Source organism: Bradyrhizobium sp. Y36, from assembly GCF_002531575.1.
Taxonomy (GTDB): Bacteria; Pseudomonadota; Alphaproteobacteria; order Rhizobiales; family Xanthobacteraceae; genus Bradyrhizobium.
Genome location: NZ_NWTI01000013.1, coordinates 24,742 through 48,516 on the forward strand (window position 1 = coordinate 24,742; position 23,775 = coordinate 48,516).

Below are 23,775 nucleotides of genomic sequence, written 5' to 3' on the forward strand. Positions count from 1 at the left end.
AACACGTAATGCCCACCGTCCAATTCCAGCTCAATGGCACGCCAATCGTCGTGGAAGCCGATTCCGACCGGGCGTTGCTCGATGTGCTCCGCGGCCGGCTCGACGTCACCAGCCCGCATTTCGGCTGCGGTGCCGGCGAGTGCGGCGCCTGTCACGTCATGGTCGACGGCCGCGCGATGACGTCCTGCGACATGCCGATGTGGTCGGTCGCGGGCAAGGAGGTCGTCACGGTCGAAGGCCTCGGGACCGCAGAGCGTCCGCATCCGCTACAGCGCGCCTTCATCACCGAACAGGCGATGCAGTGCGGCTATTGCGCATCCGGAATCCTCGTCAGCGCCGCGGCGCTGCTCACGCGCAATCCGTCGCCGACGGAGGCAGAGGTCCGAGCCGCACTGGATCGCAACCTGTGCCGCTGCGGGTCGCATAATCGCATGGTCCGCGCCGTGCTCCGCGCGGCGGCGGAGATGGCGGCGTCATGAGCACGTCGTCCCCTGCCGCGAAATTGCCGGTCAGTCTTGCGGCCAATCCAAGACTGTCGTCCTGGGTGCGACTCACCGGCGAAGGTCGTGTGGCGATCTCGCCCGGCAAGGTCGAGATCGGCCAGGGCATCGTCACGGCCCTGGCACAGATCGCGGCGGATGAGCTTGACGTCGATATCGGCCGCATTGACATGATCCGCGCCTCGACGGCCATGAGCCCGAACGAAGGCGTCACCTCGGGCAGCCTGTCGATCCAGCAGTCCGGCCGCGCGCTGCGGCACATCTGCGCCGAGGTGCGCCGGCGCTTCCTCGCCGCGGCATCGGAACGCCTCGGCGTCGATGCAGCGCTGCTCGATGTCGAGGACGGCACCATCTCGGGCCCCGGCAATGTCAGGACCAGCTATTGGGAGCTTGCCGGGGATGTCTCGCTGGACTACGATATCACCGCCGATGCGAGCGCGAAGAGCGTCGCCAAGCGCGGCGTCGCCCGACATTCGCTCCAGCGTATCGACATTCCCGACAAGGTGTTCGCGCGGCCACGCTTCATCCATGACTGCGCGCTGCCGGGGTTGATGCACGGGCGCGTGCTGCGGCCGGATATCTCGGGCGCCAAACTGACGGCGCTCAATGAGGAGGCTGCGCGCGTCGTCCCGGGCCTCGTTGCGATCGTCCGCGACGGCGGCTTTGCCGGCGTGGTCGCCGACAGCGGGACGGCGGCGGAAACTGCACTCAAGGCCTTGCGCAAGGCCGCGACATGGTCGGCCGGCGAGCCGCTGCCGGATGAAGACGATCTGCCGGGTTTTCTCAGGAGCCAACCGGTCGAGACCACCATCATCGACATCAGGACGGCGGAGCCGGCGCGCAAGCCCGCCCAAACCCTCCGCCGGCAGTACACCCGCCCTTACATCGCACATGGCTCAATCGCACCTTCCTGTGCGATGGCCCAATGGGACGGCGACCACGTCCATGTCTGGACGCACAGCCAGGGTGTTTACCCGCTCCGCGCCGATCTCGCGATCGTCCTCAAGCTCCCGACCGAGAATATCGTGGTCGAGCACATGGAGGGGGCCGGCTGCTACGGGCACAATGCGGCCGACGACGTCGCACTCGACGCCGTGCTGCTGGCGAAGGCGGCCGATGGGCGACCGGTGCGCGTGCAGTGGTCGCGCCATGACGAGATGTCTCACGCCCCGTTTGGCGCGGCGATGGCCATCGAGATCGAGGCCGATCTCGACGCCGACAACGAGATCGTCGGCTGGCGTCATGCGATCTGGAGCAACGGTCACACGGCAAGGCCGGGGCGTGCCGCACAGCCGGCGCTGCTGGCCGCAACCGAGATCGCAAATCCCTATCCGCGCATGATCTCGACCGACCCGCCGGCGGCCAATGGCGGCGGCGGCGATCGCAACTCCGTTCCGCTGTACGATCTCCCGGCCTGGACGATCACCAGTCACCGGCTGCTGACCATGCCGGTGCGGACCTCGGCGCTGCGGACACTGGGCGGGCAAGGCAATGTCTTCGCCATCGAGTCCCTGCTCGACGAGATCGCCGCCTTGCGCGGCGAGGATCCCATCGCGTTGCGCCTGCGGCACCTGCGCGACCAGCGCGCGCGCGACGTCATCAGCACCGCGGCGCGGCGCGCCGGATGGAAGCCGCAGAAGCGGCCCGGCATCGGTCATGGCGTCGGCTTCGCCCGCTACAAGAACACCGGCGCCTATTGCGCCGCAATTGCCGAAATCGAGGGCACCGACGACATCCGCGTGAAGCGGCTGACGCTCGCGGTCGATGTCGGCGAGGCCATCAACCCGGACGGCGTGATCAACCAGATCGAAGGCGGTGCGATCCAGGCCACGAGCTGGGTGCTGAAGGAGCGCGTCCGCTTCGACCGGACGCGCATCACCTCGACTTCCTGGACCGATTATCCGATCCTGACCTTCAGCGAGGTGCCGGCAGTGGATGTCGAGATCATCCAGCGGCCGGAGATCGAGCCGGTCGGCGCCGGCGAGGCCGCGCACGGCCCGGTGACGGCGGCGATCGCGAATGCGGTGTTCGACTGCCTCGGCGTGCGCGTGCGCGACCTGCCGATCACCCGCGACAGGATCATTGCAGCCATGGAGCTGGCATCGTGACGACAGTGAACATTTTGAGCGGCGGCGCGGCCCAAGGCCTGGTGCGCGGACTTGCGGAGGCCTTGAAGGCGCAGACCGGTTTCGGCATCGACGGCGAGTTCGGCGCGGTCGGCATCATGGCCGACAAGCTGCGCGCCGGTGCGCCGGCCGACCTCGTGATCCTGACACAGGTGCTGCTGGCAAAGCTCGCCGCCGAAGCGCTCGTCGTCCCCTCCTCGATCGCCGACGTCGGCAGGGTCGAGACGGCGCTAGCCGTCCGCAGCCGCGATCCCAAGGTGATGGTGAGGACCGAATCCGATCTGCGCGACGTGCTGCGTTCTGCTGACGCGATCTACGTTCCGGATACGAAGGCTTCCACCGCAGGACAGCACGTTGCAAGGGTGCTGGACCAGCTCGGCATCGCCTATGAGGTCGCCTCGCGCCTCAAGATCTTTCCGAACGGCGCAACAGCGATGCGTGAGCTGGCGAATTCGCCCGCGACGCGACCAATCGGCTGCACCCAGGCGACCGAGATCATCGCGACCGACGGCATCGCGCTGTCAGGTGCGCTGCCGCCGGGTTGCGAACTGGTGACGATGTATACGGCCGGCGTGACCGCGCGCGCCGCGCATCCGAAGGAGGCCGCCGCGCTGGTCGCGCTACTGACCGGCGCAGACAGCAGGGAGCTGCGCCAGCGCGTGGGCTTTGCCGGCTGAACGGCCGGCCTATTTGTGCAGCTGTGTAAGCCCGGTCGGCGGACCATCGACGGCGGTCCAGCCGCCATCGACGAACAGCGTGCTGCCGCTGACATAGCTCGCGGCATCCGAGGCGAGATAGGCGACGGCGGTCGCGACCTCGTCGGCGCTACTCCAGCGGTTGAACACGGTATGGCCGGCATAGAGATTGTAGATGTCGGGGCGCTGCTTGAACGGACCGGTGAGCGCGGTCTCGGCGATGCTCGGCGCGATCGCGTTGACGCGCACGCCGGCATGGCCGACCTCGGAGGCAAAGCCCTTCACCAGGAGGCCGATCGCCGCCTTGGTCGAGCCGTAGACGCCGAGACCCGGCTCGATCGTCACCGCGCGCACCGAGGAGCAGGCGATGATGCTGCCGCCCTTCTGCGCGACCATGATGCGGCCGAAGGCCTGGAAGAACCAGACGGTGCCCTTGACGTTCAGATTGAGGACGCGATCGAGATCCTCCTCGGTGTAGTCGAGGATGGTCTTGCGGATGTTGAGCCCGGGCGTCGTCACGGCGATGTCGAGCCGCGGAAACTTCTGCATCACGGTTTTCGCCAGCGCGTTGACGTCCGCAGCGCTCGCGGCGTCGCAAGCAGCTGCTTCCGCCCAGCCGCCCTTGTCGCGGATGCCGGCAGCGGTCGCCTCCGCGGCGTCAAGCGCGCGATCGGCGCAGACCACACGGGCCCCGAGCCCGGCCAGCGCCTCGGCCGATGATTTGCCGATCCCCGAGGCGGCGCCGAGCACCACGGCCGTCTTGCCGGTGAGATCGAAGAGCTTGCGATAGTCCGTCACTGAGTGGTCTCCTGCGTTGCTGCTAGCCCTTGTAGCCCATCAGCAGGCGGGGCAGCCACAGCGAGAATGCGGGGACGTAGGTCACGAACATCAGGGCTGCGATCAGCGCGGCGTAGAACGGCAGGATGGTGCGCATCACCGCGCCCACCGAAATGCCGCCGATGGCACAGCCGACGAACTGCGTGGTTCCGACCGGCGGGGTGTTCAGTCCCAGCGCGCAGTTGATCAGCATCAGCATGCCGAACTGCACCGGATCCATGCCCGCCTTCATCGCGATCGGCAGGAAGATCGGGGTGCAGATCAGAATGGTCGCCGCCATGTCCATGAAGGTGCCGAGCACGAACAGGATGATGTTGATGAGCAGGAAGATGATCCAGGGCTGCGAGGACACCTTGCTCATGAGGTCGCCGGCGAAGTCGGCGACTTCGTAGAGACCCATCAGATACTGGAACATCGTGGAGACGCCGATCAGCAGCAGCACCACGCCCGTCGTCTTCACCGCCTTGGCGGCGGCGCGCAGGAAGTTCTGCAGGGTCATGGTGCGGTAGATGAAGAACGTCAGCAGGATCGTGTAGGTGACGGCAACGGCCGCCGATTCCGTTGCCGTGAAGACGCCGGACAGGATGCCCGCGAGGATGATGCCGACGATCAGGAGGCCCGGCAGCGCGGCCGCGAACGAGCGGACGACCTCGGCCCAGCCCGGGAATTTTCCGGCGGGATAACCGCGCTTCACCGCGACCGCGTAGGCGGCGACCAGCATGCACACCATCAGCACGATCGCCGGCAGCAGGCCGGCCGCGATCAGGGCGCCGATCGACACCTTGCCGCCGGCGGCGAGCGCATAGATGATCATGTTGTGGCTGGTCGGCATCAAGGCCCCGACCAGCGAGGCGTGGGTGGTGACGTTGACGGCGTAGTCGGTGTCGAAGCCTTCCTTCTTCATCATCGGGATCATCACCGCACCCATCGCCGAAACGTCGGCCACGGGCGAGCCGGAGACGCCGCCGAACAGCGTGCAGGCGACCACGTTCGACATGCCGAGACCGCCGCGGATGTGCCCGACCAGATTCTTGGCCAGCTGCACGATCTTGTCGGCGACGCCGCCATGCAGCATCAGCTCACCGCTGAAGACGAAGAACGGAATGGCGAGGAAGGAGAAGATGTTCATCCCCGACATCATCTGCTGGAAGATGACGGCGACCGGCAGGCCTTCGTAGAGGATGGTGCAGATGGCCGAGAGGCCGATCGCGAAGGCGACGGGGACGCCGAGGATCAGGAAGCCGAAGAACGTGGCGCCGAGGATGATCAGTTCCATGAGGGGACGACCTCTTCGCCGCGCAGGAGAGCAATGATGTGCTCGATTGAAAAGGAGACGATCAGGAGCCCGGAGGCGATCAGCGGCACGTAGCGGATGACCTCGGGCAGGCCGAGATTGGGGATCTTCACGGTGCCGACCGAGGCGCCGAGGATCCAGCCGTTATAGGCCATGGCGACGCCGAAGATGGCGACCAGAACGTGGATCACGATCTCGATCTTCTCTCGCGCCCGGTCGGGAAGCATCACCAGGAGACTGTCCATGCCGATGTGCCCGGCATCGCGCACGCCGACGGCAGCACCGATCAGCGTGACGTAGAGGATCAGAACCAGCGCGAGGTTCTCCGTCCAGGTCGGACTGGAATTGAGCACGTAGCGTCCGAACACCTGGTAGAAGACGATGGCGACGATGACGAGCAGTCCGGCTACGGACAGGTACATGCCCACGCGCGCAATCGGTGCATTGATCCGCGACAGCAAGACGGAGGACGGGCGGCTGACCGCGTCGTGCTCGTGATCCGCGACGTGTGGGTCCGTCATCCCGCGTCTCCCCTCGTGAGGGTCCGATGTCGCCTTGCGGCGACGCCGGACCCTGTACCGCCCTGGTTTACTTCGTGTCCTGGATACGCTTGACGAGGCCCTTCAGCTTCTCGTCACCGGCGAACTTGTCGTAAACCGGCTTCATCGCGTCGACGAACTCCTGCTTGTTGGCCACCGTCACGACCTGGACGCCGGCCGCCTCGACGGTCTTGCGGGAGGCCTGCTCGCGCTCGTCCCAGAGCTTGCGCATGACCGGCACCGATTCCTTGGCCGCCTTGCGGACCATGGCCTGATCGTCCTTGCTCAGCGCGTCCCAGACCTTCTTGGACATCACGAGGACTTCGGGTGCGAGGGAATGTTCGGTGACGTTGTAGAACTTGGCGGCCTCGAAATGGCGGGAGGATTCGTAGGACGGCCAGTTGTTCTCAGCCGCATCGACCAGTCCCGTCTTGAGCGCGGTATAGACCTCGCCATAGGGCATCGGAGTCGGGTTGGCGCCGAGGCTCTGGATCATGCCGACCCACAGGTCGGATTGCTGGACGCGGATCTTCAGGCCCTTGAGATCGGCGAGCGACTTGACGGGCGCCTTCACCGTGTAGATCGAGCGCGCGCCGCTGTCGTAATAGGCAAGGCCAATCAGGCCCGCGGGCTCCATGGCCGCCAGGATCTCGTCGCCGATCGGCCCGTCGAGCACGGTGCGCATGTGCTGCGTGTCGCGGAACACGAACGGCAGGCAGAGGGCGATGGTTTCGGGCACAAAATTGTTGAGGGGCGATGCGTTGATCCGCATCATGTCGAGCGCGCCGATCTTGAGCTGCTCGATGGTGTCTTTCTCCGAGCCCAAGGCTCCGTTGGGGAACACCTTGACGCCGAGCTTGCCGCCGCTCGCCGCTGCGAGCTGCTTGCCCATGAACTTGACGGCCTCGACGGTCGGATAATCGGCGGGATGGACGTCGGCGGAGCGGAAGTCGCGCGCGGTCGCCAGGGGGGCTGTGAGTGCCAGCGCAACGGCTGTGACGATACCGGTCAGTGTCTTCATCTGAGCTTTCCTCCTGGGTTGATTATGTCGTTGTCGGCAGCCTGAGGGCCGCCTTGGGTCGCTCTACTCCAAGTTTGAAGTCAAGCGCCAATATCGTCCGTAGGGCGCGCGGCATTCCCTGTCCAAGCCAATTCCGGCATTGATCGATGCAACAGTTGCATCGATCAATCTGGCTCAATTCGCCTCGTTGTGGAAGCGGCAGAACGGCCTGCTTCGCCGGCACGTGACTTGACGCGGCCGATGGGGGGCCCTCAAGATGACCGAAACAGCGGACCGTCTCGAAGGAATGCCCATGCCGCGGAAGCTGATCGACATCTCGGTGCCGCTCAAAAACGACGTGACGGCCGATCCGCCCGGCAACCATCCAACCATCCAGTACATCGATCACCAGCAGGGCCTGCCCCGCATGCTGCAGTTCTTCGATGGGCTCAAGGCGCAGGATTTGCCGGACGGACAGGGCTGGGCCGTCGAACAGGTCTCGCTGTCGACCCATAACGGCACGCATCTCGACGCGCCCTGGCACTTCCACCCGACCATGAATCGCGGCGAGCGATCATGGACGATCGACGAGGTCCCGCTGGAATGGTGCTTTCAACCCGGCGTGAAGCTCGACTTCCGACACCTGCCGGACGGCTATGTGGCTGGCCCCGAGGACGTCGAGAGGGAGCTGAAGCGCATCGGACACACGCTGTCGCCGCTGGAGATCGTCGTCGTCAACACCAGCGCCGGCGCGAAATTCGGCAAAGACGAATACGTCAATTCCGGCTGCGGCATGGGTTATGAGGCCACCATGTATCTGCTCGAACGCGGCGTGCGGCTGACCGGCACCGACGGCTGGAGCTGGGACGCGCCGTTCGTCTACACTGCGAAGAAATATGCCGAGACCAAAGACGCCGGCCTGATCTGGGAAGGCCACAAGGCAGGACGGCACATCGGCTATTGCCATCTCGAAAAGCTGCACAATCTCGACCAATTGCCATCGACCGGGTTCACGGTCTCATGCTTTCCGGTGAAGATCGAGCGCGCCTCGGCGGGCTGGACTCGCGCCGTCGCCATCATTGACGATCAGCCCTGAGGCATCACTCGCCGTCGAGGCCGCTCTCGGCGAGTTCACGCAGCGCATCGGTGTCGAGCACGACGATGGCACCGTGCTCGAGGCGAACCCAGTTGCGGCCGGCCCAGGCGCGCAATTGCTTGTTGATGCTCTCGCGCGTCATCCCCACCATCTCGCTGATCTCCTGCTGCGTGATGGCGAGCGTGCCGCTGCCGGAATCGAACTTGCGCTCCTCGGTGAGGCCGAGCAGCGCGCTCGCCAACCGCCCCGGCAGATTCTGCAGGATCACCTGCTCGACCTGCTGGCTGGTCCAGCGCAGACGCGCGCAGAGCAGCTCGATGAATTTCATCGCCAGCGCCGGCTGGCTCTTCACGAACGGCAGGAAGTCCCTGCGATCGATGATGTAGAGCTCGCAATTGGTGTTGGCGGTCGCGTCCGCCGAACGCGGCGCGCCATCGAGCACCGCGATCTCGCCGAAGATCTCTCCGGGACCGATCAGGTTGAGAATGGCGTTCCGGCCATCCGGTGAGGATGAGGAAATCTTCACCGTCCCCGAGATCACCGCGAACAGATTGTTGCCGGGATCGCCCTTGGCGGCGATCGTCGCGCCGCGCTTGACGCTGGTGTGCTTGGCGTAGCGGCAGAGCTGATCGAGCGCTTCCGGCTCCAGATCCGCGAAGATCGGGTGCTTGCGCAGGACCGATAATTTGTTGCCCGCCGACTGTCGGGGGTCGCCGGTCTTGTCCTGAGGCACGCCGCGGGGCTCCTAAGACTGCGAGGCACTGTCGTTCCTGCGTAGTCAACGTTATCAGGCTTTTCAACCGGAAAGCACATGCGCGGTTTGAGGCAAATGCCGCGAAAAAGCCGCGGTCAAGCCGGAGGGCCGCATCCGAAGGATGCGCCGATGCGCTCTAATCGATGCAGAGTTGCAGGCCGCGCAAGCTTGATTGCGTTGAGGCGCTAACACGTCGGCGGAGCCGGCCGGACGAGCGTCGACCTGCCTGACTGACCAGGAACCTGGAAAACGTCAGCTTTTGGAATCCGGATCGAGCCGGCCTGAGCTGGTCTGCCGGTCCGCGTAAGCCAAGGCTGCGGCAAATCCGACGAAGATCGCGACGACGACAACGGTTACCAGCAACGCGTCAGCAGGCATCATCCCCTCCCGATAATTTGAGGCATTGTTTTGCCGCAGCCGGCCGACGTCATTGATTGAGATCAAAAACGTCAGGGCGTCGCGAACGGACTGTCAGGCTGCGGCCAGCGCCTCGGCGCGCGCGGGGTCGAGCAGGCTGATGCCGCCGTGGATGATCTCGATCACGCCGTGACGCTCCAGCTTGGTGAAGGTGCGGCTGACGGTTTCGATGGTCAGGCCGAGATAGTCGGCGATGTCCTGACGGCTCATCGGAAGCGGAACCGTGTCCGACAGACCCTTGAGCGCGACCAGCCGTTCGCGCCAGCCGAGCAGAAAGGTCGCGACCTTCTCGTCGGCCGAACGACGCCCGAGCAGCACCATATGGTCGCGCGCCTGGCTCAACTCGCGAATGGCCAGCTCGTTGATCCGCTTGAGCAGCTGCGGCCGGTCTTCGATGAAGCGGCCGAACGGGGCTTTGGCGAACTGGCACACGGTCACGACGCCGATCGCATCGGCGGAAAAATTATGCCGGCCGGATATGTTCATCCCCAGGAAGTCGCCGGGCAAGGCAAAACCGACGATCTGCCGGCGGCCGTCTGGCAGCAGCTTGTACAGCCGCATGACGCCTTCGAGAACGTTGTAGAACGAGGTCGTGATGTCCTCCTCGGAGAACACGGTCTCGCCTCCGTCAAAATGAACGCGGCGCCCGAGATGCTCGAACTCCCTGAGCTCGGCCGCATCCAGTGACGAACAAACCGCCGCACCGCGTACGGCACAATCGCTGCAAAAATGTCCGTTCGGCTCAATCATGACCACGGAAGGCTTCATCCACCGCTCCCCGCGCCGGCTGCCCCCGGCCCCAGGCCGAGTCCACCGCGCGGGGGCATTTTACTGCACTGCGCCAAAGCCAATTGACTCAGATCAAATTTGAGTGGCATCCCCGTCTTATTCTGCTCCAGATTTCGACGGGATCACTTTCCATGCTGCAACGCGCCCTGCGTCACGGTCTGATTGGGCTGCTTCTGATGACACCGGCGCTGGCGGCCCCGAGCGCTGAACAGCGCGGCAAGGCCTTTGCAAAGGCCAATTGCGCCCGCTGCCACGCGATCGACCGCGCCTCCCGCAGCCCGCTCGAGGGCGCGCCGCCGCTACGCACCCTGCATCGCCGTTACCCGATCGAGACCCTCGGCGAGGCGCTGGCGGAGGGGATCTATACCGGTCACGCCGACATGCCGGCCTTCGAGCTCAGTCCGGACCAGATCCACGACCTTCTGTCCTACCTGAAGACGCTGGAATAGACGGCGTTACACCGCCTGCACGGTCCAGCCGATCAGCTCCTTGGCGATGCGAGCAAAGGCCGCATCGAAGGCGGCAACCGAAGCGGCCGGCTCGACCTTGTCGAGCTTCTCGCCGGCTTCGATCAGGCGCGAGGCGACCACCTTGCCGTTCTTGTCGACGATCCGTGCCGACAGCGCGATCTCGACCCTCGCCTCGCCCTCCGTGGCGATCCGGAAGCGCCTGATGTCGATCAGGAGCTGGTAGTCCGCCTGACCGAGATCGCTCGTGCGCAGGGGGGCGTGGGCGATGTCGTAATTCTCGAAGCTGTCGATCAGGCGCGCCTGCACCAGTTTCGGAATGCTGTCGGCCCAGAGGAAGTCGGCAAAGCCCGGCCTGTCGCCAACTGGCGCGAACAGCATGCGCTGGGTCTGCAGCATGGCCACCGCGCTCGGCTCGGGAATGGCCAGCGACGCGGAAAGCGTCTTGCCGGCCGGCCCGAGGTTCTGCGGGGTGCGCAGATCGTAGGTAATCTTCTGCGCAGGGGCGCCGCCGCCGGTCATTTTCTCCAGGCCGGCCAGAATGCCGTCGATCTTGCCGGTGTTGCGCGCGAGCCCATCGGAGAACGTCTTGAAATTCGCGATCGTGTCCTTCAGCGGGCCGGAATTGTCCTGAAGCACCGTGTCGACCCGCCGCAGCGCATCGCGCGCGGCCTGCGTCATGCTCTGGCCGGCGCCGGCCTCCGCGATCAAGGTCAGGGGCTCGCCGGACTTGTCACCGGACTTGGCGACGATCACGCCCCCCTCCAACGTCACCACCGGCACGCCGGTCAGGCCCTGGAATTCAAGACCGACCTTGGTGTCGGAGCGGACCGGCGTCGCTGTTGCAACCGAAATCGTCGCATTGACGAAGCGGGGGTTGTCGGGCGCGAGCCCGAGCTGGGTCACCTCACCGACGCGAATGCCGTTGAACAGCACGCCGGCGCCGACCAGGAGGCCGGGGACCGGCCCTTGGAACTGCACCTGATAGTTCGTGCGCGGTCCGATGCCGCCGGTGTTGTTCAGCCAATAGACGAAGCCGAACACCGCGAGGATCGCGGCCAGCACGAAACTGCCGATCAGCACGTAAGGAGCGCGGGTTTCCATGTCTTATCTCATTTCGTGTTGCAGCATCTGCGAGCGCTTGCCGTGGAAATAGGCGCGCACCCAGGGATGCTCGGATTGCAGCAATTCGCGCATCGGGCCGATCGCCACGATCTTGCCGTCGGCCAGCGCGGCGACGCGATCGCAGACCGTGGTCAGGCTCGCAAGGTCGTGGGTCACCATGAACACGGTCAGGCCCAGCGTCTTTTGCAGGGTCTTGATCAGCGCGTCGAAATCGCCGGCAGCGATCGGATCGAGGCCGGAGGTCGGCTCGTCGAGGAACAGGATCGGTGGATCGAGCGCGAGCGCACGGGCCAGAGCCACGCGCTTGGTCATGCCGCCGGACAGCTCTGACGGGTATTTGTCGGCGTCCTGAGCGCGCAAGCCGACCATTTCGAGCTTGGCGATCGCGATCTCATCCATCAGCTCCTGCGACAGGACGAGGTTTTCGCGCAAGGGAAACTGCACGTTCTGGCGGACTGTCAGCGAGGAGAACAACGCACCCTGCTGGAACAGGATGCCCCATATCGTGGCTGCGCCCCGGCCATGGCCGCCGGTGGGTTGTCCCATGACTTCGATGGTCCCGCTCCGGCGCGGGATCAGGCCGATGATGGTTCGCATCAGGACCGACTTGCCACCGCCGGATGCTCCCACCAGCCCGAGGATCTCGCCCCGGCGGACGTCGAGCGACAGTTGGTCGAGCACGGTCTGGCGGCCGAAGCCGACCACGAGGTCCCGGACGCGGATCGCGAACTGGTCTTGCGATGCGTCCATCGTCACATTCCGATCGAGGCAAAGAAGACCGCGAACAAGCCGTCGAGCACGATCACCAGGAAGATCGACTTCACCACCGACGTCGTGGTCTGCCGCCCGAGCGACTCCGCGCTCCCCTTGACGCGCAATCCCTCACTACAGGCCACGATCCCGATCACCAGCGCCATGAACGGCGCCTTCAGGATGCCCACCTCGAAATGCGTGACGGAGATGGCCTCGTGCAGCCGCGCGATGTAGATCGCCGGGCCCATGTCGCCATAGAACTGCGCGACGAGACCGCCGCCATAGAGCGCGGCAACCGATCCGATGAAGGTGAGGATGGGCAGCGCGATGATCAGGGCCGCGACGCGCGGCAGGATCAGGACGTCGACGGGATCGAGCCCCATGGTCGAGAGCGCGTCGATCTCCTCGCGCATCTTCATCGAGCCGAGCTCGGCGGTGTAGGCGCTGCCGGACCGGCCGGCGACCATGATGGCGACGATGAGCACGCCAAGCTCGCGCAGCACCAGGATGCCGACCATGTCGACGGTATAGGACTCCGCGCCGAATCTGCGGAAATGGAAGAAGCCCTGCTGTGCGATGATGGCGCCGATCAGGAACGTGATCAGCGCGACAATGGGAATTGCCTGCCATCCGATGCGGTAGAGCTGATAGACCAGCGAGGTCAGCCGCAGCGAACGCGGCCGGCGCAGCACACCGATCACGGCCATGAACAATGCGCCGAGCATTTGCAGGAAGATCGTGATGTCCTCCCGCGCGCCAACGGTGGACTTGCCGAGATCGCCGAGCCTCGACAAAACCGGATTGGGCGCAGCCACAGGAGCGGGTGTGTGGCGGTTGACCTGGCGCACCTCGTCCAGCAGCCCGGTGAAATGATCGGCGACGCCGACGAATTCGGCCGACCTGCCTGACGATGCTGCTCTGCGCGACAGTTTTTCCAGGACCCAGGCACCGAGCGTATCGAGCGCGCTGACGCCCGACATGTCCAGCGTGACGGCGCGCGAGCGATCGACGTCGGCGCCGACAGACCGGGACAAGGTCTCGAGCGTCACCACATTCGCGGCGGTCCAGGGCCCCTCGGGGCGCAGGTTCAGCACGTCGCCGGACGGCGTTGCGAGCAACAGCGGTTCGTGGTTCACGCTTCCACCTCGTCGGGACAATCGGTCCCCATTCAGACGGCATTTCTAGGCCAGCATATGGCGGCCGGCTTGACCTGTCTCAAGCGCGGACCTGCCCTGCCGATTGACGCAAATCAAGCGCGATCGCGTGCGCGGGCCCTAGGCTTGCGTCCGTTCAATGGGGATATCAAGTCCATGTTCAACAGCGACAGGATGAGCGAAGAATTGCGCGCGCTGAAGCTTGACGTCACGCGCTTGCTGGGCACCGCTGGCGAAGAGATGTTCGAGAGCTCTAAAGATCGCGCCGAAGCGCTCGCCGACCAGATCAGAGTCGCCCTGACCGAGCTGGGCGAGACTGTCGAGGAAGAGCAGGAGCAGCTTCAGGGCCTCATTGCGGACCGTCCGATCACATCGCTCGCCTCCGCCTTCGCCCTCGGCGTGGTTGTCGGCTTCATGCTGAGGAGACATTAGGTGAATACCGAGAATGTGGTCAAACATCTGCGCGCGCTGTGGCGCACCGACAGGATCATCGCGGACATCAGGCTGCGCCATCTGCTGGTCGGCCTCGGCCTGCGCGCCTTTGCGGCATTGATCGCAGCATTCGGGCTTCTGATGCTGGAGCTGTCGGCCTATTTCGCGCTGGTCCAGATCTGGAGCGCGATTGCCGCCGCGGCCATCCTCGGCGCCGTCAATTTCGCCATCGCGGCCGCACTCTTCGCCATCGCCAGCCGCGCTCCGTCCGGCCGCGACATCGAGCTCGCCAGCGAAATCCACGACTCTTCCATCGAAGCCCTTCAACTCGAGGCGCGTGCACTCCAGGCCCAGGTGTCGGGCGCGGTGCACCATCCGCTCAGCACGATCGTGCCGGTGCTTGTGCCGCTGATCGCAATCATCGTGAAGAATCTGCGGTCGACGGCCAAGCCGTCGACCAAGACTTCCGCCACGGCAGGTTCGGCCGAAGCGCACCCCTGACGGGCGCACTCAGAGCTTCAATTTGACGTCGCAGATATCGGGTTCGGCCGGATCCGGCTTGACCTCAAAGCCGAGGTGCCGGCACATCTCGAGCATCACGGTGTTCTCCTGGAGCACGTCGCCCGATATGACTTTCAGCCCTTCCGACTTGGCATAGTTGATGATGAGCTGCATGAGGGCCCAGCCGAGCCCCCTGCCCTTGAGATCGGAGCGCAGCAGGATCGCATATTCACCGCTCTCGTAGATCGAATCCGAGTGGAGTCGCACCACGCCGACCATTTCGCCGGTGGCCTCGTCGAACGCAATGAAGGCCATCGCGCGCGCATAGTCGAGTTGGGTCAGGCGCGCGATGAATTCGTGGGTAAACTCCTTCATCGGCGCGAAGAAGCGCAGGCGAAGGTCGTGTGGCGTGACGTGGCGCAGGAATTCGTGGATGGTCGGCTCGTCCTCGGGCCGCATCGGCCGCACGAAGATGCGCCAGTCGTCCTTGAGCTTGAGGCGGCGCTCCCATTGCGAGGGATAGGCGCGAACCGCGAAATTGGCCGGGCCGGAGCCGACAAATTTCCGTTGCGGCGCCCCGACCGCGACGCGGGCATCGACCGCGGTCACGCCGGTTTCGTCCGCGAGCAGCGGATTGATGTCGAATTCGCGGATCTCGGGGATGTCGGCCGCCATCTGCGCCAGCTTGACCAGCACCATGGCCACGGCATCCTGCTTGACCGCGGGCACGTCGCGATAGGCCTTTAGCAGCCGCGACACGCGAGTCCGGTCGATCAGATCGCGGGCGAGCTGCAAGTCCAGCGGCGGCAACGCAAGGGCCTTGTCGTTGATGATCTCCACCGCCGTCCCGCCGCGGCCGAACACCACGACGGTGCCGAAAGTAGGATCGTCGGCGAGGCCCAGGATCAGCTCGCGCGCCTTTGCCTTGACGACCATGGCCTGGACGATGACGCCACCGATGCGGGCCTCGGGCCGCAGCTTTCTTGCCCGGCAGAGAATGTCGGAGGTGGCCGCACGCACGGCCTCCGGCGTGGTCAGATTGAGCACGACGCCGCCGACGTCGGATTTGTGGACGATGTCCCGCGACAGGATCTTCAGCACGACGGTGCCGCCCTGCGCGAAGATTTCGTTCGCATAGGCCACCGCCTGCTCGACATCGGCTGCCGCATTGGTCGGCACCATCGCGATGTCGTAAGCTTCGAGCAGGTGCTTGATCTCGACCGGCTCAAGCCATTGCCGGCCGTCCGCGATCGCGGCGGTGACGATCTGCCTCGCGCCCCTTGTGTCCGGAATGAACGTGTCGGGCATCGCGGGAGGAACCTGGCTCAACTCCTCGACCACTTCGCGGTGCCGGACAAGGTGCATGAAGCCGCGCACGGCGTCGTCTTCGGTCGGATAGTTCGGCATGCCGGCGCCGGACAGCGCCTGAATGATGTGCTGATCGGCGCCAATCCAGGCTGCCAGCACCGGCTTGGCCCATCGGCGATGCTGCTCGCGATATTTCGCGACGCGCTCCGTCACAATCGCGGCGATCTCGGTCGCCGAGGCAATCGCCGTCTGCACGTTGAGAATCAGAACCGCGTCATTGTCGGGATCGGCCAACAGCACCTCAAGCGCCGCCGCATAGCGCGCGGCGTCGGCGTCGCCCACGATGTCGACGGGATTTGCACCGGACCAGGTCGGAGGCAACGCCGCATCGAGCTTCTTGCGCGCCTCCGCCGAGATGGTCGCCGGAATTCCGCCCAGCTCGACCAGTCGATCGACGGCGAGCACGCCGATGCCGCCGCCATTGGTCAGGATGGCGAGACGCTTTCCGGTCGGCGATTCGACACGGCCGAGCGTCTCGGCACAATCGAACAGCTCTCGCAGGTCTGAGACCCGCAGCACGCCCGCGCGGCGGAACGCCGCGTCGTAGACGGCGTCGGCGCCAGCGAGCGCGCCGGTGTGCGTCGCCGCGGCTTTCGCGCCTTGCGCCATCCGGCCGGACTTCACCACGACGACGGGCTTCACGCGCGCGGCCGCGCGCGCCGCCGACATGAACTTGCGTGCGTCCTTGATGGACTCGATATAAAGCAGGATCGCGCGGGTCTTGTGATCCATCGCGAAATAGTCGAGCAGATCGGCAATGTCGACGTCGATCTGGTCGCCGATCGAGACGATGCCGGAGAAGCCGACGCCGCGCTGCGCAGCCCAATCGACCATGCCGGCGGCGATCGCCCCCGATTGCGAGATCAGCGCGAGGCTGCCCGCCCCCGGCATATGCGCGGCAAAGCTGGCGTTCAGGCTGACCCCGGGCATCATGATGCCGAGGCAATTCGGTCCGATCAGCCGCATGCCGTATTTGCCGGCCGCGGTGATGACAGCATCGTGCAGAGATCCCGGTCCGTGGCCAAGCCCGGCCGAGACGATCAAGGCCCCTGCCGTGCCGCGCCGTCCGGCCTGGTCGATGATGCCGGGGATTTCGCGCGCGGGCGCGGTGATGACCACGAGCTCGGGAACGAAGTCCAGGGCGTCCAGACTCTTCACCGCCGCGACGCCGGCGATTTCCGCATGGCGTGGATTGACGAGGCCAAACCGCCCCTTGAATTCAGCCTTGTGAATGTTCTCCAAAACCGCGCGTCCCACCGAGACCGGGCGAGCGCTCGCGCCGACAAGCGCAACCGAACGCGGCGCCAGCAGGTTGTTCAGACGATAGGTTGACATGAAATCAAATGCGCCCGGTCGGCGACGGCTCCGATGGTTGACGATCAGTCTCGACGAATGGCGAGCTTAGTGCGAGATCATAACCCAGCACGGTGGCTGGCCAATGACGGTCTTTGTCACACCGCCCCAGACGATCTCGTTCAGACGCGAGTGATGATACGCGCCCATCACGATGGCGTCCACGTCGTGGGAATTCACGAAGTTTCCCAGGACCTTGCCGATCGAGCTGCCGCGGCCTTTCGCCGTTTCGAACGACGCATGGACACCGTGTTCCCTGAGATGATCGACCAGAGCGGTTCCGGATTGCACGATCGCGTCGGTCTTGTCGTCCGCCACCGTCACCACGCGGATGGTCGCCGCCGCCTGCAGGATCGGCAGCGCGTCGCCGATCGCGCGTGCCGCACGCGCGGAGTGATCCCAGGCGATCACGACATTCTCGAATTTGGGCGAAAGCGCGTCCGCAAGATGCTCCGGGCATAGCAAGAGCGGTCGGCCGGATCCGAACAGGAAGGCTTCGACGATGCTCTCCGTCCGACTGTCGTGCGGCTTCACGGGGAGCAGCGTGAGATCGCAGAAACGGGCGTGCTCGGCCACGACCGCCGCGATCTGGTCCGCCGGCACCTTGCCCGTTCGGCTCTGGGCGCGAATCTTGGCGCGGGACGTCGCACTGGTGAATGCGTTCAGGAGCTGCTGCATGTCGCTCGGCTCGCGCGATTTGCTGTCTTCCGCGGACTCGCGGTCGTAGGGCAGCAAGACCTTCGGCCGCTCGTACACTTCTTCCTCGAGCGCGAGCGCCGTGATCCTGGCGCCGAGTTCGGCGGCGACGGTTACGCATTTCTCGATCGCAGCCAGGGCCGGCCCGCGGGGCTGGCCGACAAGCGGCAGAAAGACGTCCTTGATGGGCATCGGGATTCTCCTTGGCCGCCACAATAGGCCGGCTTTCGTCGAGCCGCTTGATCCCTGTCAAGCCAGCGGAACTTCGGCCAGAACAGGCGTTGACCAGCATCAAGGACTGGCCGCCCGGTTCTTCTACGGATAATTCAGACGGAGCGGTTGCCCCGGAGAAACTCATGCGTGCGATGGTGTTGCCCGCCCCACGAACGCGGCTCGAGATAGAGGAGCGGCCCGACCCGATACCCGGCGAGGGTCAGCTCCGGGTGAAGGTCAGCGCCTGCGGCGTATGCCGAACCGACCTTCATCTCGTCGATGCCGAGCTGCCCAATATCCGCTATCCGATCGTGCCCGGCCACGAGATCGTCGGCCGGGTCGATCTCGTGGGTCCGAATGTCGCCACGCATGCGCCAGGTGATCGGGTCGGCATTCCCTGGCTCGGCTTCACCTGCGGCCATTGTCGCTTCTGCCGGGACGGCATGGAAAACCTGTGTGACGCGCCGCTGTTCACCGGCTACACGCGCGATGGCGGCTATGCGACCCACACCATCGCCGACGCACGCTACGCCTTTCCCCTCGGTGAGGAAGGCGACGACGTGGAGATTGCCCCTCTGCTGTGCGCGGGGCTGATCGGCTGGCGCTCGCTGGTGCTGGCCGGCCCTGCCGAGCGGCTCGGCCTCTACGGTTTTGGCGCGGCCGGCCACATCATCGCGCAGGTCGCGCGCTGGCAAGGGCGATCCGTCCATGCATTCACGCGACGCGGCGATGCTGCCGCACAACACCTTGCCCGACGTCTCGGCGCGGTCTGGGCGGGGGCGTCCGACGAAGTGCCCGACGAGCCGCTCGACGCGGCCATCATCTACGCACCATCTGGCGAACTTGTCCCGGCCGCGTTGCGCGCGGTCCGCAAAGGCGGTCGCGTCGTATGCGCGGGCATCCACATGACCGATATTCCAGGCTTTCCGTATGACCTGCTCTGGCAGGAACGGCAGTTGATCTCGGTCGCCAATCTGACCCGGCAGGACGGCCTGGATTTTCTCAAGATCGCTCCCCAAGCCGGCGTACGCACCGAAACGACGGCATTTCCGCTTCATCAGGCCAACGACGTCCTGAACATGCTGCGAACCGGTCAAATTCTCGGCGCGGCCGTACTGACGCCCTGATGGTGCTTTTGGATACTCGTTCCATGACGGATGAAATGGCGACCCAGGAGCGGATCTTTCGGACGCTGACCGACCATCCCGGCGTGACGCAGATCAACACGCATGGCGCTGCAGTGTTCCTCGACGGGATGCGCGCGCTGAAGATCAAGCGTGCCGTGAAATTTCCCTTCCTCGACTACTCGACGCTCGAGAAACGCAAGGCCGCGTGCGAGGAGGAAATCAGGATCAACCAGCCGCTGGCGCCGCAGATCTATCATCGTGTCGTCGCGATCACGGAAGAGCCGGATGGGTCGGTGCAGGTTGGCGGTCCCGGCCGGCCGATCGAGTACGCGGTCGATATGTCGCGTTTCGACGAAAACAGGACGCTGGATCATCTGGCAAAGGCCGGGCCGCTGGATGCGAAGCTGGCCTCTGCGGCCGCCGACGCGATTGTGGCTCCGCACAAGGCGGCGGTTCACGCCGACGGAAAAGCATGGGTCTCGTCCATCCCCGCCTTGATCGACGGCAACAGTCACGGCCTGCGGGCTGGCGGCCGTTTCAACGCTGACGAGATCGACAAGCTCGGCAAGGTGTCGCACGAAGCATTCTTGCGCCTCCGCTCCCTGATCGCGGAGCGCGGCCGTCGGGGCTTCGTGCGCCGCTGCCACGGCGATCTGCATCTGGCAAACATCGTGCTGCTCGATGACCGGCCCGTGCTGTTCGACGCCATCGAGTTCGATGCGCGGATGGCAACCGTCGACGTGCTCTACGATCTCGCGTTCACGCTGATGGATCTACTGCACCACAATCAACCCAGCGCCGCCAACATCGTCCTGAACCGCTATCTCGCCGCGACCTCTGCCGACAATCTCGACGCGCTCTCGATTCTGCCGCTGTTCATGTCGATACGGGCCGCGATCCGCGCCCAGGTGGCCCTGGCACGGCTGAAGCCGCCGCATTCCGATGACCCCAGCATCCTCGACGAGGCACGGCGTTACTTCGACCTCGCCAGGACGCTGATCCATCCGGCCACGCCGCGCCTGATTGCCGTCGGCGGCTTGTCCGGCACCGGAAAGACGGTTCTGGCGCAGGCGCTCGCGCCCCTCGTCGCACCGCCGCCCGGAGCCGTCGTGCTGCGCAGCGACATCGTCCGCAAGCAAATGTTCGGGGTTGAGGACACGCACCGCCTGCCGCCATCCGCCTACACACCGGAGCACACGGCTCGCGTTTATGACAGGCTGATTCAACTCGCCCGGCGGGTGCTGGCGCAAGGGCATTCGGCGGTTATCGACGGCGTGTTCGCGCGTGAGGACGAACGGGACGCGATCGCCGCACTGGCGCGCGAGCGCTACGTGCCGCTGAACGGCCTGTTCCTGGTCGCGGACCTCAAGACTCGGCAGATCCGGATCGGAAGCCGCCGGGGCGACGCATCCGACGCCACGCAAGAGGTTGCCGCGCTGCAAGAGCACTATAATATCGGCCATGTCGGATGGGCGACCGTCGATGCATCCGGGACGCAAGAGCAGACGCTCCAAAACTGCCGGCACGCGATCGCTGAAGGCAAACAGGGCAATCTGATTGGCGCGGGCAAAGATGGCGCGACCTAGCACGACCTCGACGGCCGCTCGCGCCACGCTGGCGGGGCGACGAAATGCCCTGCCCGGCCGCCTGAGCCCAGGCATGGCCTGCGATACGGCGTTCCGGATCATCGCGCGCCGTCACCTCGCGGCCGTCCTCGCCCAGCATGACGGCACCTGCCGCGGCGATCCCGACGCGCTGCATCAGATCCGGATCGCACTGACGCATCTGCGCACCGCCATCCGCTTCTTCTCGCCGATGGTCGACGACGCCCTGCGGCCGGTTGTCTGGACCGAACTGAAATGGCTGAACAGCCAGCTCGGCATGGTCAGGGATCTCGATGTGGCGATCGAGCGGGTTATCGCCGAGAGCGACGGTGAACTCACAGTGATCGCCGAGCTCCGGCACTGGGACGAGAAACGCGCCGAGAGCCACCGCCTACTGGCACGTGCGCTGCAATCGGCCCGCTATCGCCGCCTCGTCGAGCAGACTTCGGCCTGGATCGAGAGCGGGCCCTGGTCGACCCGACGCAGCAAGGAAGCCATTCGACTGCGCCGCTCGACGCTCGCTGAGCATGCGACGGCGAGGCTGACCGAATGGGAGGCGACGCTACTCAAGAAAGCGCGAAAGCTCCGCAAGCTCGACGTCGAAAAGCGCCACAAGCTGCGACTTCTCAACAAGAGGATGACCTATTCGATCGAGTCGCTCCAGGACCTGTTCGCCGAGGACGCCTTGAAGAAACAGCAGTCCATCCTCAAAAAATTGCGCAAGGCGCAACGCTCGCTCGGACAACTGAACGACGATGCGCGTGGACAGGCGTTGGCGGCGTCGCTGAACGGCGCCGGCCTCGATGCCAGCCATCGCTTCCTCGACCGCAAGCGGGAAAAGAAGCTGTTGCGAGCGGCCTCGGCGGCCTACCGCAAACTGGACAAGGCCAGGCCTTTCCGCTCCTCCGATCTCGCGCCGAATTCCGAGCCGGAAGCTTAGGTGTGGACGTAGTCCCCCGGCGCATCGGGCAGTCCCGCAGCGTCTCCAACTCCGATCTGCGGTGGATCGCAGGGCGCGCCGGAGTGCGCCGCCAGCCATTTGGCCCATTCCGGCCACCACGACCCTTCAACGTGCGGAGCCAGCTTCAGCCATTCGTCCGGACCCACATAGGGTGCGTCCTCCGCCTTCGTCAGCACCTGGTAGCTGTGGCCGGGCTCCGCTGGAGGCGCAACGACGCCGGCATTGTGGCCGCCGCTGGTCAACAGGAACGTCACGTCGGCATCGACCTGATAGTGGATCTTGTAGACGGATCGCCACGGCGCCACGTGATCGGCGAGCGTGCCGACCACGAACATCGGCGCGTGAATATCGGACAGCGAAACACTCCTGCCACCGACGTGATAGCGCCCGCCGGCCAGATCGTTGTCGAGGAACAGCTTGCGCAGATACTCCGAATGCATGCGATACGGCAGCCGCGTCGCGTCCGCATTCCAGGCCATCAGATCGTTCAGCGGCGCGCCCTCGCCCATCAGATAGTCGTGCGACAGGCGGGACCAGATCAGTTCGTTCGAGCGCAGCAGCTGAAAGGCACCGGCCATCTGCGTCGTGTCGAGATAACCGCGCTGCCACATCATGTCTTCGAGAAAGGCGACCTGGCTTTCGTTGATGAAGAGCGTCAGCTCACCGGCCTCGGTGAAGTCGGTCTGGGCGGCAAGGAGCGTGACGGTGCCGAAACGGTCGTCACCGTCGCGCTCCATCGCAGCGGCGGCGATCGACAGCAAGGTGCCGCCAAGACAATAGCCGAGCGCATGGGTCTTCCGCCCCGGCATGACCTGTCCAATCATGTCCAACGCCGCCATGACGCCGAGCTTGCGATAGTCGTCGAAGGCGAGATCCCGATCTCTCGCATCCGGATTGCGCCAGGAAATCGCGAACACCGTGAAGCCCTGGCCGGTCAGATATTTGACCAGCGAGTTCTGCGGCGACAGATCGAGGATGTAGTATTTCATGATCCACGCCGGCACGATCAGGATCGGCTCGGGCCGGACTTGCGCCGTGGTCGGGTGGTACTGAATCAGCTCGATCAGCTCGTTGCGGTAGACGACCTTGCCGGGTGACGCCGCCACCGTCTTGCCGACCACGAACTGCGCGTCATCCGTCAATTTTGCGTTGGAGAGCAGGCGCATCAGGTCGCTGCACCAGTTCTGCCAGCCGAAGACGAAATTCTCCCCGCCACTCTGGAACGCCTTCTCCAGAACCTTCGGATTGGTCGCTGCGAAATTCGACGGCGCCAGCATGTCGAGCGTCTGGCGCATCGAGAACTCGACGATGGCCTCATTGGCATGCGACACGCCGCGCACGCCGGTCGTGGCATCGTGCCACCACCGCTCGGTGAGCAGGAACGCCTGCGCCAGCAGATTGAACGGCGCGGTCTCCCATTGCGCCCCCCCGAAGCGGCGATCCCGGGGCTGCGGCTGAATCACGGACCACGGCTTCTGCTCAGGCGACGTCGCGTGCGCCGCGGCTTCGGCCAGCCGGCCGATGTCGCGCAGCGTGTTGCGGGAAATCTCCATCTGGCGCTGGGGCGCCGCGGCGAGATGCGAGCTCCAGTCGAGCCAGGCGAGCGACAAGGCCAATGGCGAAATGCCGCCCGTGAATCGCGCTAGCATCGCGTGAAACGCACGGTCGAGGGGATATGGCTCCGATACAGGCGAGCGATCGGCGGCAGGTAGCATCCCGTCAAGCTTCTCGGAGCTTATTGTCGGGGCTTCGGGACCCGCGGCGGGATTGGCAGGGAGAGCCTGGACTGCCGGCTCCTCGGCCCGTGGAAATATCTGCACGACGCTCATGGCTCAATGGTCCCAAGGGCTGCTGGTCTACGTCGGCGGAAGGATATGGCTAGGCTTCCCACAAGCGTTGAGCTGCATCAAATCCAGGCGCGTATCACAATTGCTTCATCAGGACGGACGGGCTCCGTCCCATTGACCTGAGTCA

General features: G+C 65.1%; 23 protein-coding genes. 10 read left to right on the forward strand and 13 right to left on the reverse strand.

Annotated elements, in window-relative coordinates; translation table 11 throughout:
- Nucleotides 1-8: 8 nt before the first annotated feature.
- Genes CO669_RS21025 through CO669_RS21035 form a run of 3 tightly spaced genes read left to right on the forward strand, consistent with a single transcriptional unit; the run spans nucleotide 9 to nucleotide 3,303 of the window.
- Nucleotides 9-479, forward strand: a complete 471-nt coding sequence (locus CO669_RS21025) for a (2Fe-2S)-binding protein (protein WP_097661856.1) — start codon at nucleotides 9-11, stop codon at nucleotides 477-479.
- Nucleotides 476-2,608 carry a xanthine dehydrogenase family protein molybdopterin-binding subunit gene (locus CO669_RS21030; protein WP_097661857.1) on the forward strand — a complete coding sequence of 711 codons (2,133 nt, stop codon included), beginning with the start codon at nucleotides 476-478 and terminating at the stop codon, nucleotides 2,606-2,608. The genes CO669_RS21025 and CO669_RS21030 overlap by 4 nt, the downstream gene beginning before the upstream one ends.
- Complete coding sequence (locus tag CO669_RS21035; RefSeq protein ID WP_097661858.1) at nucleotides 2,605-3,303, forward strand: molybdate ABC transporter substrate-binding protein; 699 nt, start codon at nucleotides 2,605-2,607, stop codon at nucleotides 3,301-3,303. Before CO669_RS21030 ends, CO669_RS21035 begins: the two co-directional genes overlap by 4 nt.
- A 9-nt stretch (nucleotides 3,304-3,312) precedes the next feature.
- Here CO669_RS21035 and CO669_RS21040 read toward each other — a convergent pair whose 3' ends face one another.
- The 4 genes from CO669_RS21040 to CO669_RS21055 form a co-directional block, all read right to left on the reverse strand.
- Nucleotides 3,313-4,119 (reverse strand): SDR family NAD(P)-dependent oxidoreductase, encoded by an 807-nt coding sequence (locus CO669_RS21040; RefSeq protein WP_097661859.1) that lies wholly within the window; start codon nucleotides 4,117-4,119, stop codon nucleotides 3,313-3,315.
- A 22-nt stretch (nucleotides 4,120-4,141) separates the two neighbouring features.
- Nucleotides 4,142-5,434: a TRAP transporter large permease gene (locus CO669_RS21045; protein WP_097661860.1), complete on the reverse strand. Its 1,293-nt coding sequence runs from the start codon at nucleotides 5,432-5,434 to the stop codon at nucleotides 4,142-4,144.
- Nucleotides 5,425-5,973 carry a TRAP transporter small permease gene (locus CO669_RS21050; protein WP_097661861.1) on the reverse strand — a complete coding sequence of 183 codons (549 nt, stop codon included), beginning with the start codon at nucleotides 5,971-5,973 and terminating at the stop codon, nucleotides 5,425-5,427. Before CO669_RS21050 ends, CO669_RS21045 begins: the two co-directional genes overlap by 10 nt.
- A 67-nt stretch (nucleotides 5,974-6,040) precedes the next feature.
- A complete protein-coding gene (locus CO669_RS21055; RefSeq protein WP_097661862.1) occupies nucleotides 6,041-7,012 on the reverse strand; it encodes a TRAP transporter substrate-binding protein in 972 nt (323 codons plus the stop codon).
- A 292-nt stretch (nucleotides 7,013-7,304) separates the two neighbouring features.
- Between CO669_RS21055 and CO669_RS21060 the strand changes: the two genes are divergently transcribed.
- Nucleotides 7,305-8,087: a cyclase family protein gene (locus tag CO669_RS21060; protein ID WP_097662011.1), complete on the forward strand. Its 783-nt coding sequence runs from the start codon at nucleotides 7,305-7,307 to the stop codon at nucleotides 8,085-8,087.
- A gap of 4 nt (nucleotides 8,088-8,091) precedes the next feature.
- On the opposite strand, the gene CO669_RS21065 is transcribed toward CO669_RS21060, so the two are convergent.
- From CO669_RS21065 to CO669_RS21075, 3 genes are all read right to left on the reverse strand, one after another.
- Nucleotides 8,092-8,820, reverse strand: a complete 729-nt coding sequence (locus CO669_RS21065) for a Crp/Fnr family transcriptional regulator (RefSeq protein WP_097661863.1) — start codon at nucleotides 8,818-8,820, stop codon at nucleotides 8,092-8,094.
- Between the two features lie 273 nt (nucleotides 8,821-9,093).
- Nucleotides 9,094-9,219, reverse strand: a complete 126-nt coding sequence (locus CO669_RS36545) for a hypothetical protein (RefSeq protein ID WP_283806800.1) — start codon at nucleotides 9,217-9,219, stop codon at nucleotides 9,094-9,096.
- Between the two features lie 93 nt (nucleotides 9,220-9,312).
- Entirely contained in the window at nucleotides 9,313-10,026 is a 714-nt protein-coding gene (locus tag CO669_RS21075) for a helix-turn-helix domain-containing protein (protein WP_097661865.1), read from the reverse strand.
- A gap of 152 nt (nucleotides 10,027-10,178) precedes the next feature.
- On the opposite strand from CO669_RS21075, the gene CO669_RS21080 reads away from it, so the two are divergent.
- A complete protein-coding gene (locus CO669_RS21080; RefSeq protein ID WP_097661866.1) occupies nucleotides 10,179-10,496 on the forward strand; it encodes a c-type cytochrome in 318 nt (105 codons plus the stop codon).
- A 6-nt stretch (nucleotides 10,497-10,502) separates the two neighbouring features.
- On the opposite strand, the gene CO669_RS21085 is transcribed toward CO669_RS21080, so the two are convergent.
- Genes CO669_RS21085 through CO669_RS21095 form a run of 3 tightly spaced genes read right to left on the reverse strand, consistent with a single transcriptional unit; the run spans nucleotide 10,503 to nucleotide 13,528 of the window.
- Nucleotides 10,503-11,618, reverse strand: coding sequence for an ABC-type transport auxiliary lipoprotein family protein (locus CO669_RS21085; RefSeq protein ID WP_097661867.1), 1,116 nt, complete (start codon nucleotides 11,616-11,618; stop codon nucleotides 10,503-10,505).
- Nucleotides 11,619-11,621: 3 nt separating this feature from the next.
- Nucleotides 11,622-12,389: an ABC transporter ATP-binding protein gene (locus CO669_RS21090; protein WP_198964157.1), complete on the reverse strand. Its 768-nt coding sequence runs from the start codon at nucleotides 12,387-12,389 to the stop codon at nucleotides 11,622-11,624.
- A gap of 2 nt (nucleotides 12,390-12,391) precedes the next feature.
- Nucleotides 12,392-13,528 carry an ABC transporter permease gene (locus tag CO669_RS21095; RefSeq protein ID WP_097661869.1) on the reverse strand — a complete coding sequence of 379 codons (1,137 nt, stop codon included), beginning with the start codon at nucleotides 13,526-13,528 and terminating at the stop codon, nucleotides 12,392-12,394.
- 174 nt (nucleotides 13,529-13,702) lie between these two features.
- Here CO669_RS21095 and CO669_RS21100 point away from each other — a divergent pair, with 174 nt between their 5' ends.
- Both CO669_RS21100 and CO669_RS21105 read left to right on the forward strand, forming a co-directional pair.
- The gene (locus CO669_RS21100; protein ID WP_097662012.1) at nucleotides 13,703-13,978 is read left to right on the forward strand and encodes a hypothetical protein; all 276 of its coding nucleotides are present in this window, start codon (nucleotides 13,703-13,705) and stop codon (nucleotides 13,976-13,978) included.
- Nucleotides 13,979-14,479 (forward strand): hypothetical protein, encoded by a 501-nt coding sequence (locus CO669_RS21105; protein WP_097661870.1) that lies wholly within the window; start codon nucleotides 13,979-13,981, stop codon nucleotides 14,477-14,479.
- 9 nt (nucleotides 14,480-14,488) lie between these two features.
- Here CO669_RS21105 and CO669_RS21110 read toward each other — a convergent pair whose 3' ends face one another.
- Nucleotides 14,489-17,182 carry a bifunctional acetate--CoA ligase family protein/GNAT family N-acetyltransferase gene (locus tag CO669_RS21110; protein WP_097661871.1) on the reverse strand — a complete coding sequence of 898 codons (2,694 nt, stop codon included), beginning with the start codon at nucleotides 17,180-17,182 and terminating at the stop codon, nucleotides 14,489-14,491.
- A 66-nt stretch (nucleotides 17,183-17,248) separates the two neighbouring features.
- The gene (locus CO669_RS21115) at nucleotides 17,249-18,088 is read right to left on the reverse strand and encodes a universal stress protein (protein ID WP_097661872.1); all 840 of its coding nucleotides are present in this window, start codon (nucleotides 18,086-18,088) and stop codon (nucleotides 17,249-17,251) included.
- 164 nt (nucleotides 18,089-18,252) lie between these two features.
- On the opposite strand from CO669_RS21115, the gene CO669_RS21120 reads away from it, so the two are divergent.
- From CO669_RS21120 to CO669_RS21130, 3 genes are read left to right on the forward strand one after another with little or no spacing between them, the layout of a single operon-like run.
- Entirely contained in the window at nucleotides 18,253-19,236 is a 984-nt protein-coding gene (locus CO669_RS21120; RefSeq protein WP_097661873.1) for a zinc-dependent alcohol dehydrogenase family protein, read from the forward strand.
- A 23-nt stretch (nucleotides 19,237-19,259) separates the two neighbouring features.
- Complete coding sequence (locus tag CO669_RS21125) at nucleotides 19,260-20,822, forward strand: bifunctional aminoglycoside phosphotransferase/ATP-binding protein (RefSeq protein WP_097661874.1); 1,563 nt, start codon at nucleotides 19,260-19,262, stop codon at nucleotides 20,820-20,822.
- Nucleotides 20,809-21,780, forward strand: a complete 972-nt coding sequence (locus tag CO669_RS21130; RefSeq protein WP_097661875.1) for a CHAD domain-containing protein — start codon at nucleotides 20,809-20,811, stop codon at nucleotides 21,778-21,780. Before CO669_RS21125 ends, CO669_RS21130 begins: the two co-directional genes overlap by 14 nt.
- On the opposite strand, the gene CO669_RS21135 is transcribed toward CO669_RS21130, so the two are convergent.
- Nucleotides 21,777-23,630, reverse strand: a complete 1,854-nt coding sequence (locus CO669_RS21135; RefSeq protein ID WP_097661876.1) for a PHA/PHB synthase family protein — start codon at nucleotides 23,628-23,630, stop codon at nucleotides 21,777-21,779. The two genes, CO669_RS21130 and CO669_RS21135, sit on opposite strands and share 4 nt — an antisense overlap.
- Between the last annotated feature and the right edge of the window lie 145 nt (nucleotides 23,631-23,775).

Excerpts from the sequence above, each read along its gene's own strand:
- CO669_RS21075 (WP_097661865.1), bottom strand. The coding sequence starts at position 10,026 with ATGAAGCCTTCCGTGGTCATGATTGAGCCGAACGGACATTTTTGCAGC.
- CO669_RS21090 (WP_198964157.1), bottom strand. The coding sequence starts at position 12,389 with ATGGACGCATCGCAAGACCAGTTCGCGATCCGCGTCCGGGACCTCGTG.
- CO669_RS21050 (WP_097661861.1), bottom strand. The coding sequence starts at position 5,973 with ATGACGGACCCACACGTCGCGGATCACGAGCACGACGCGGTCAGCCGC.
- CO669_RS21025 (WP_097661856.1), top strand. The coding sequence starts at position 9 with ATGCCCACCGTCCAATTCCAGCTCAATGGCACGCCAATCGTCGTGGAA.
- CO669_RS21080 (WP_097661866.1), top strand. The coding sequence starts at position 10,179 with ATGCTGCAACGCGCCCTGCGTCACGGTCTGATTGGGCTGCTTCTGATG.
- CO669_RS21100 (WP_097662012.1), top strand. The coding sequence starts at position 13,703 with ATGTTCAACAGCGACAGGATGAGCGAAGAATTGCGCGCGCTGAAGCTT.
- CO669_RS21110 (WP_097661871.1), bottom strand. The coding sequence starts at position 17,182 with ATGTCAACCTATCGTCTGAACAACCTGCTGGCGCCGCGTTCGGTTGCG.
- CO669_RS21115 (WP_097661872.1), bottom strand. The coding sequence starts at position 18,088 with ATGCCCATCAAGGACGTCTTTCTGCCGCTTGTCGGCCAGCCCCGCGGG.
- CO669_RS21030 (WP_097661857.1), top strand. The coding sequence starts at position 476 with ATGAGCACGTCGTCCCCTGCCGCGAAATTGCCGGTCAGTCTTGCGGCC.
- CO669_RS36545 (WP_283806800.1), bottom strand. The coding sequence starts at position 9,219 with ATGCCTGCTGACGCGTTGCTGGTAACCGTTGTCGTCGTCGCGATCTTC.
- CO669_RS21085 (WP_097661867.1), bottom strand. The coding sequence starts at position 11,618 with ATGGAAACCCGCGCTCCTTACGTGCTGATCGGCAGTTTCGTGCTGGCC.
- CO669_RS21060 (WP_097662011.1), top strand. The coding sequence starts at position 7,305 with ATGCCGCGGAAGCTGATCGACATCTCGGTGCCGCTCAAAAACGACGTG.
- CO669_RS21125 (WP_097661874.1), top strand. The coding sequence starts at position 19,260 with ATGACGGATGAAATGGCGACCCAGGAGCGGATCTTTCGGACGCTGACC.
- CO669_RS21055 (WP_097661862.1), bottom strand. The coding sequence starts at position 7,012 with ATGAAGACACTGACCGGTATCGTCACAGCCGTTGCGCTGGCACTCACA.
- CO669_RS21135 (WP_097661876.1), bottom strand. The coding sequence starts at position 23,630 with ATGAGCGTCGTGCAGATATTTCCACGGGCCGAGGAGCCGGCAGTCCAG.
- CO669_RS21130 (WP_097661875.1), top strand. The coding sequence starts at position 20,809 with ATGGCGCGACCTAGCACGACCTCGACGGCCGCTCGCGCCACGCTGGCG.
- CO669_RS21120 (WP_097661873.1), top strand. The coding sequence starts at position 18,253 with ATGCGTGCGATGGTGTTGCCCGCCCCACGAACGCGGCTCGAGATAGAG.
- CO669_RS21045 (WP_097661860.1), bottom strand. The coding sequence starts at position 5,434 with ATGGAACTGATCATCCTCGGCGCCACGTTCTTCGGCTTCCTGATCCTC.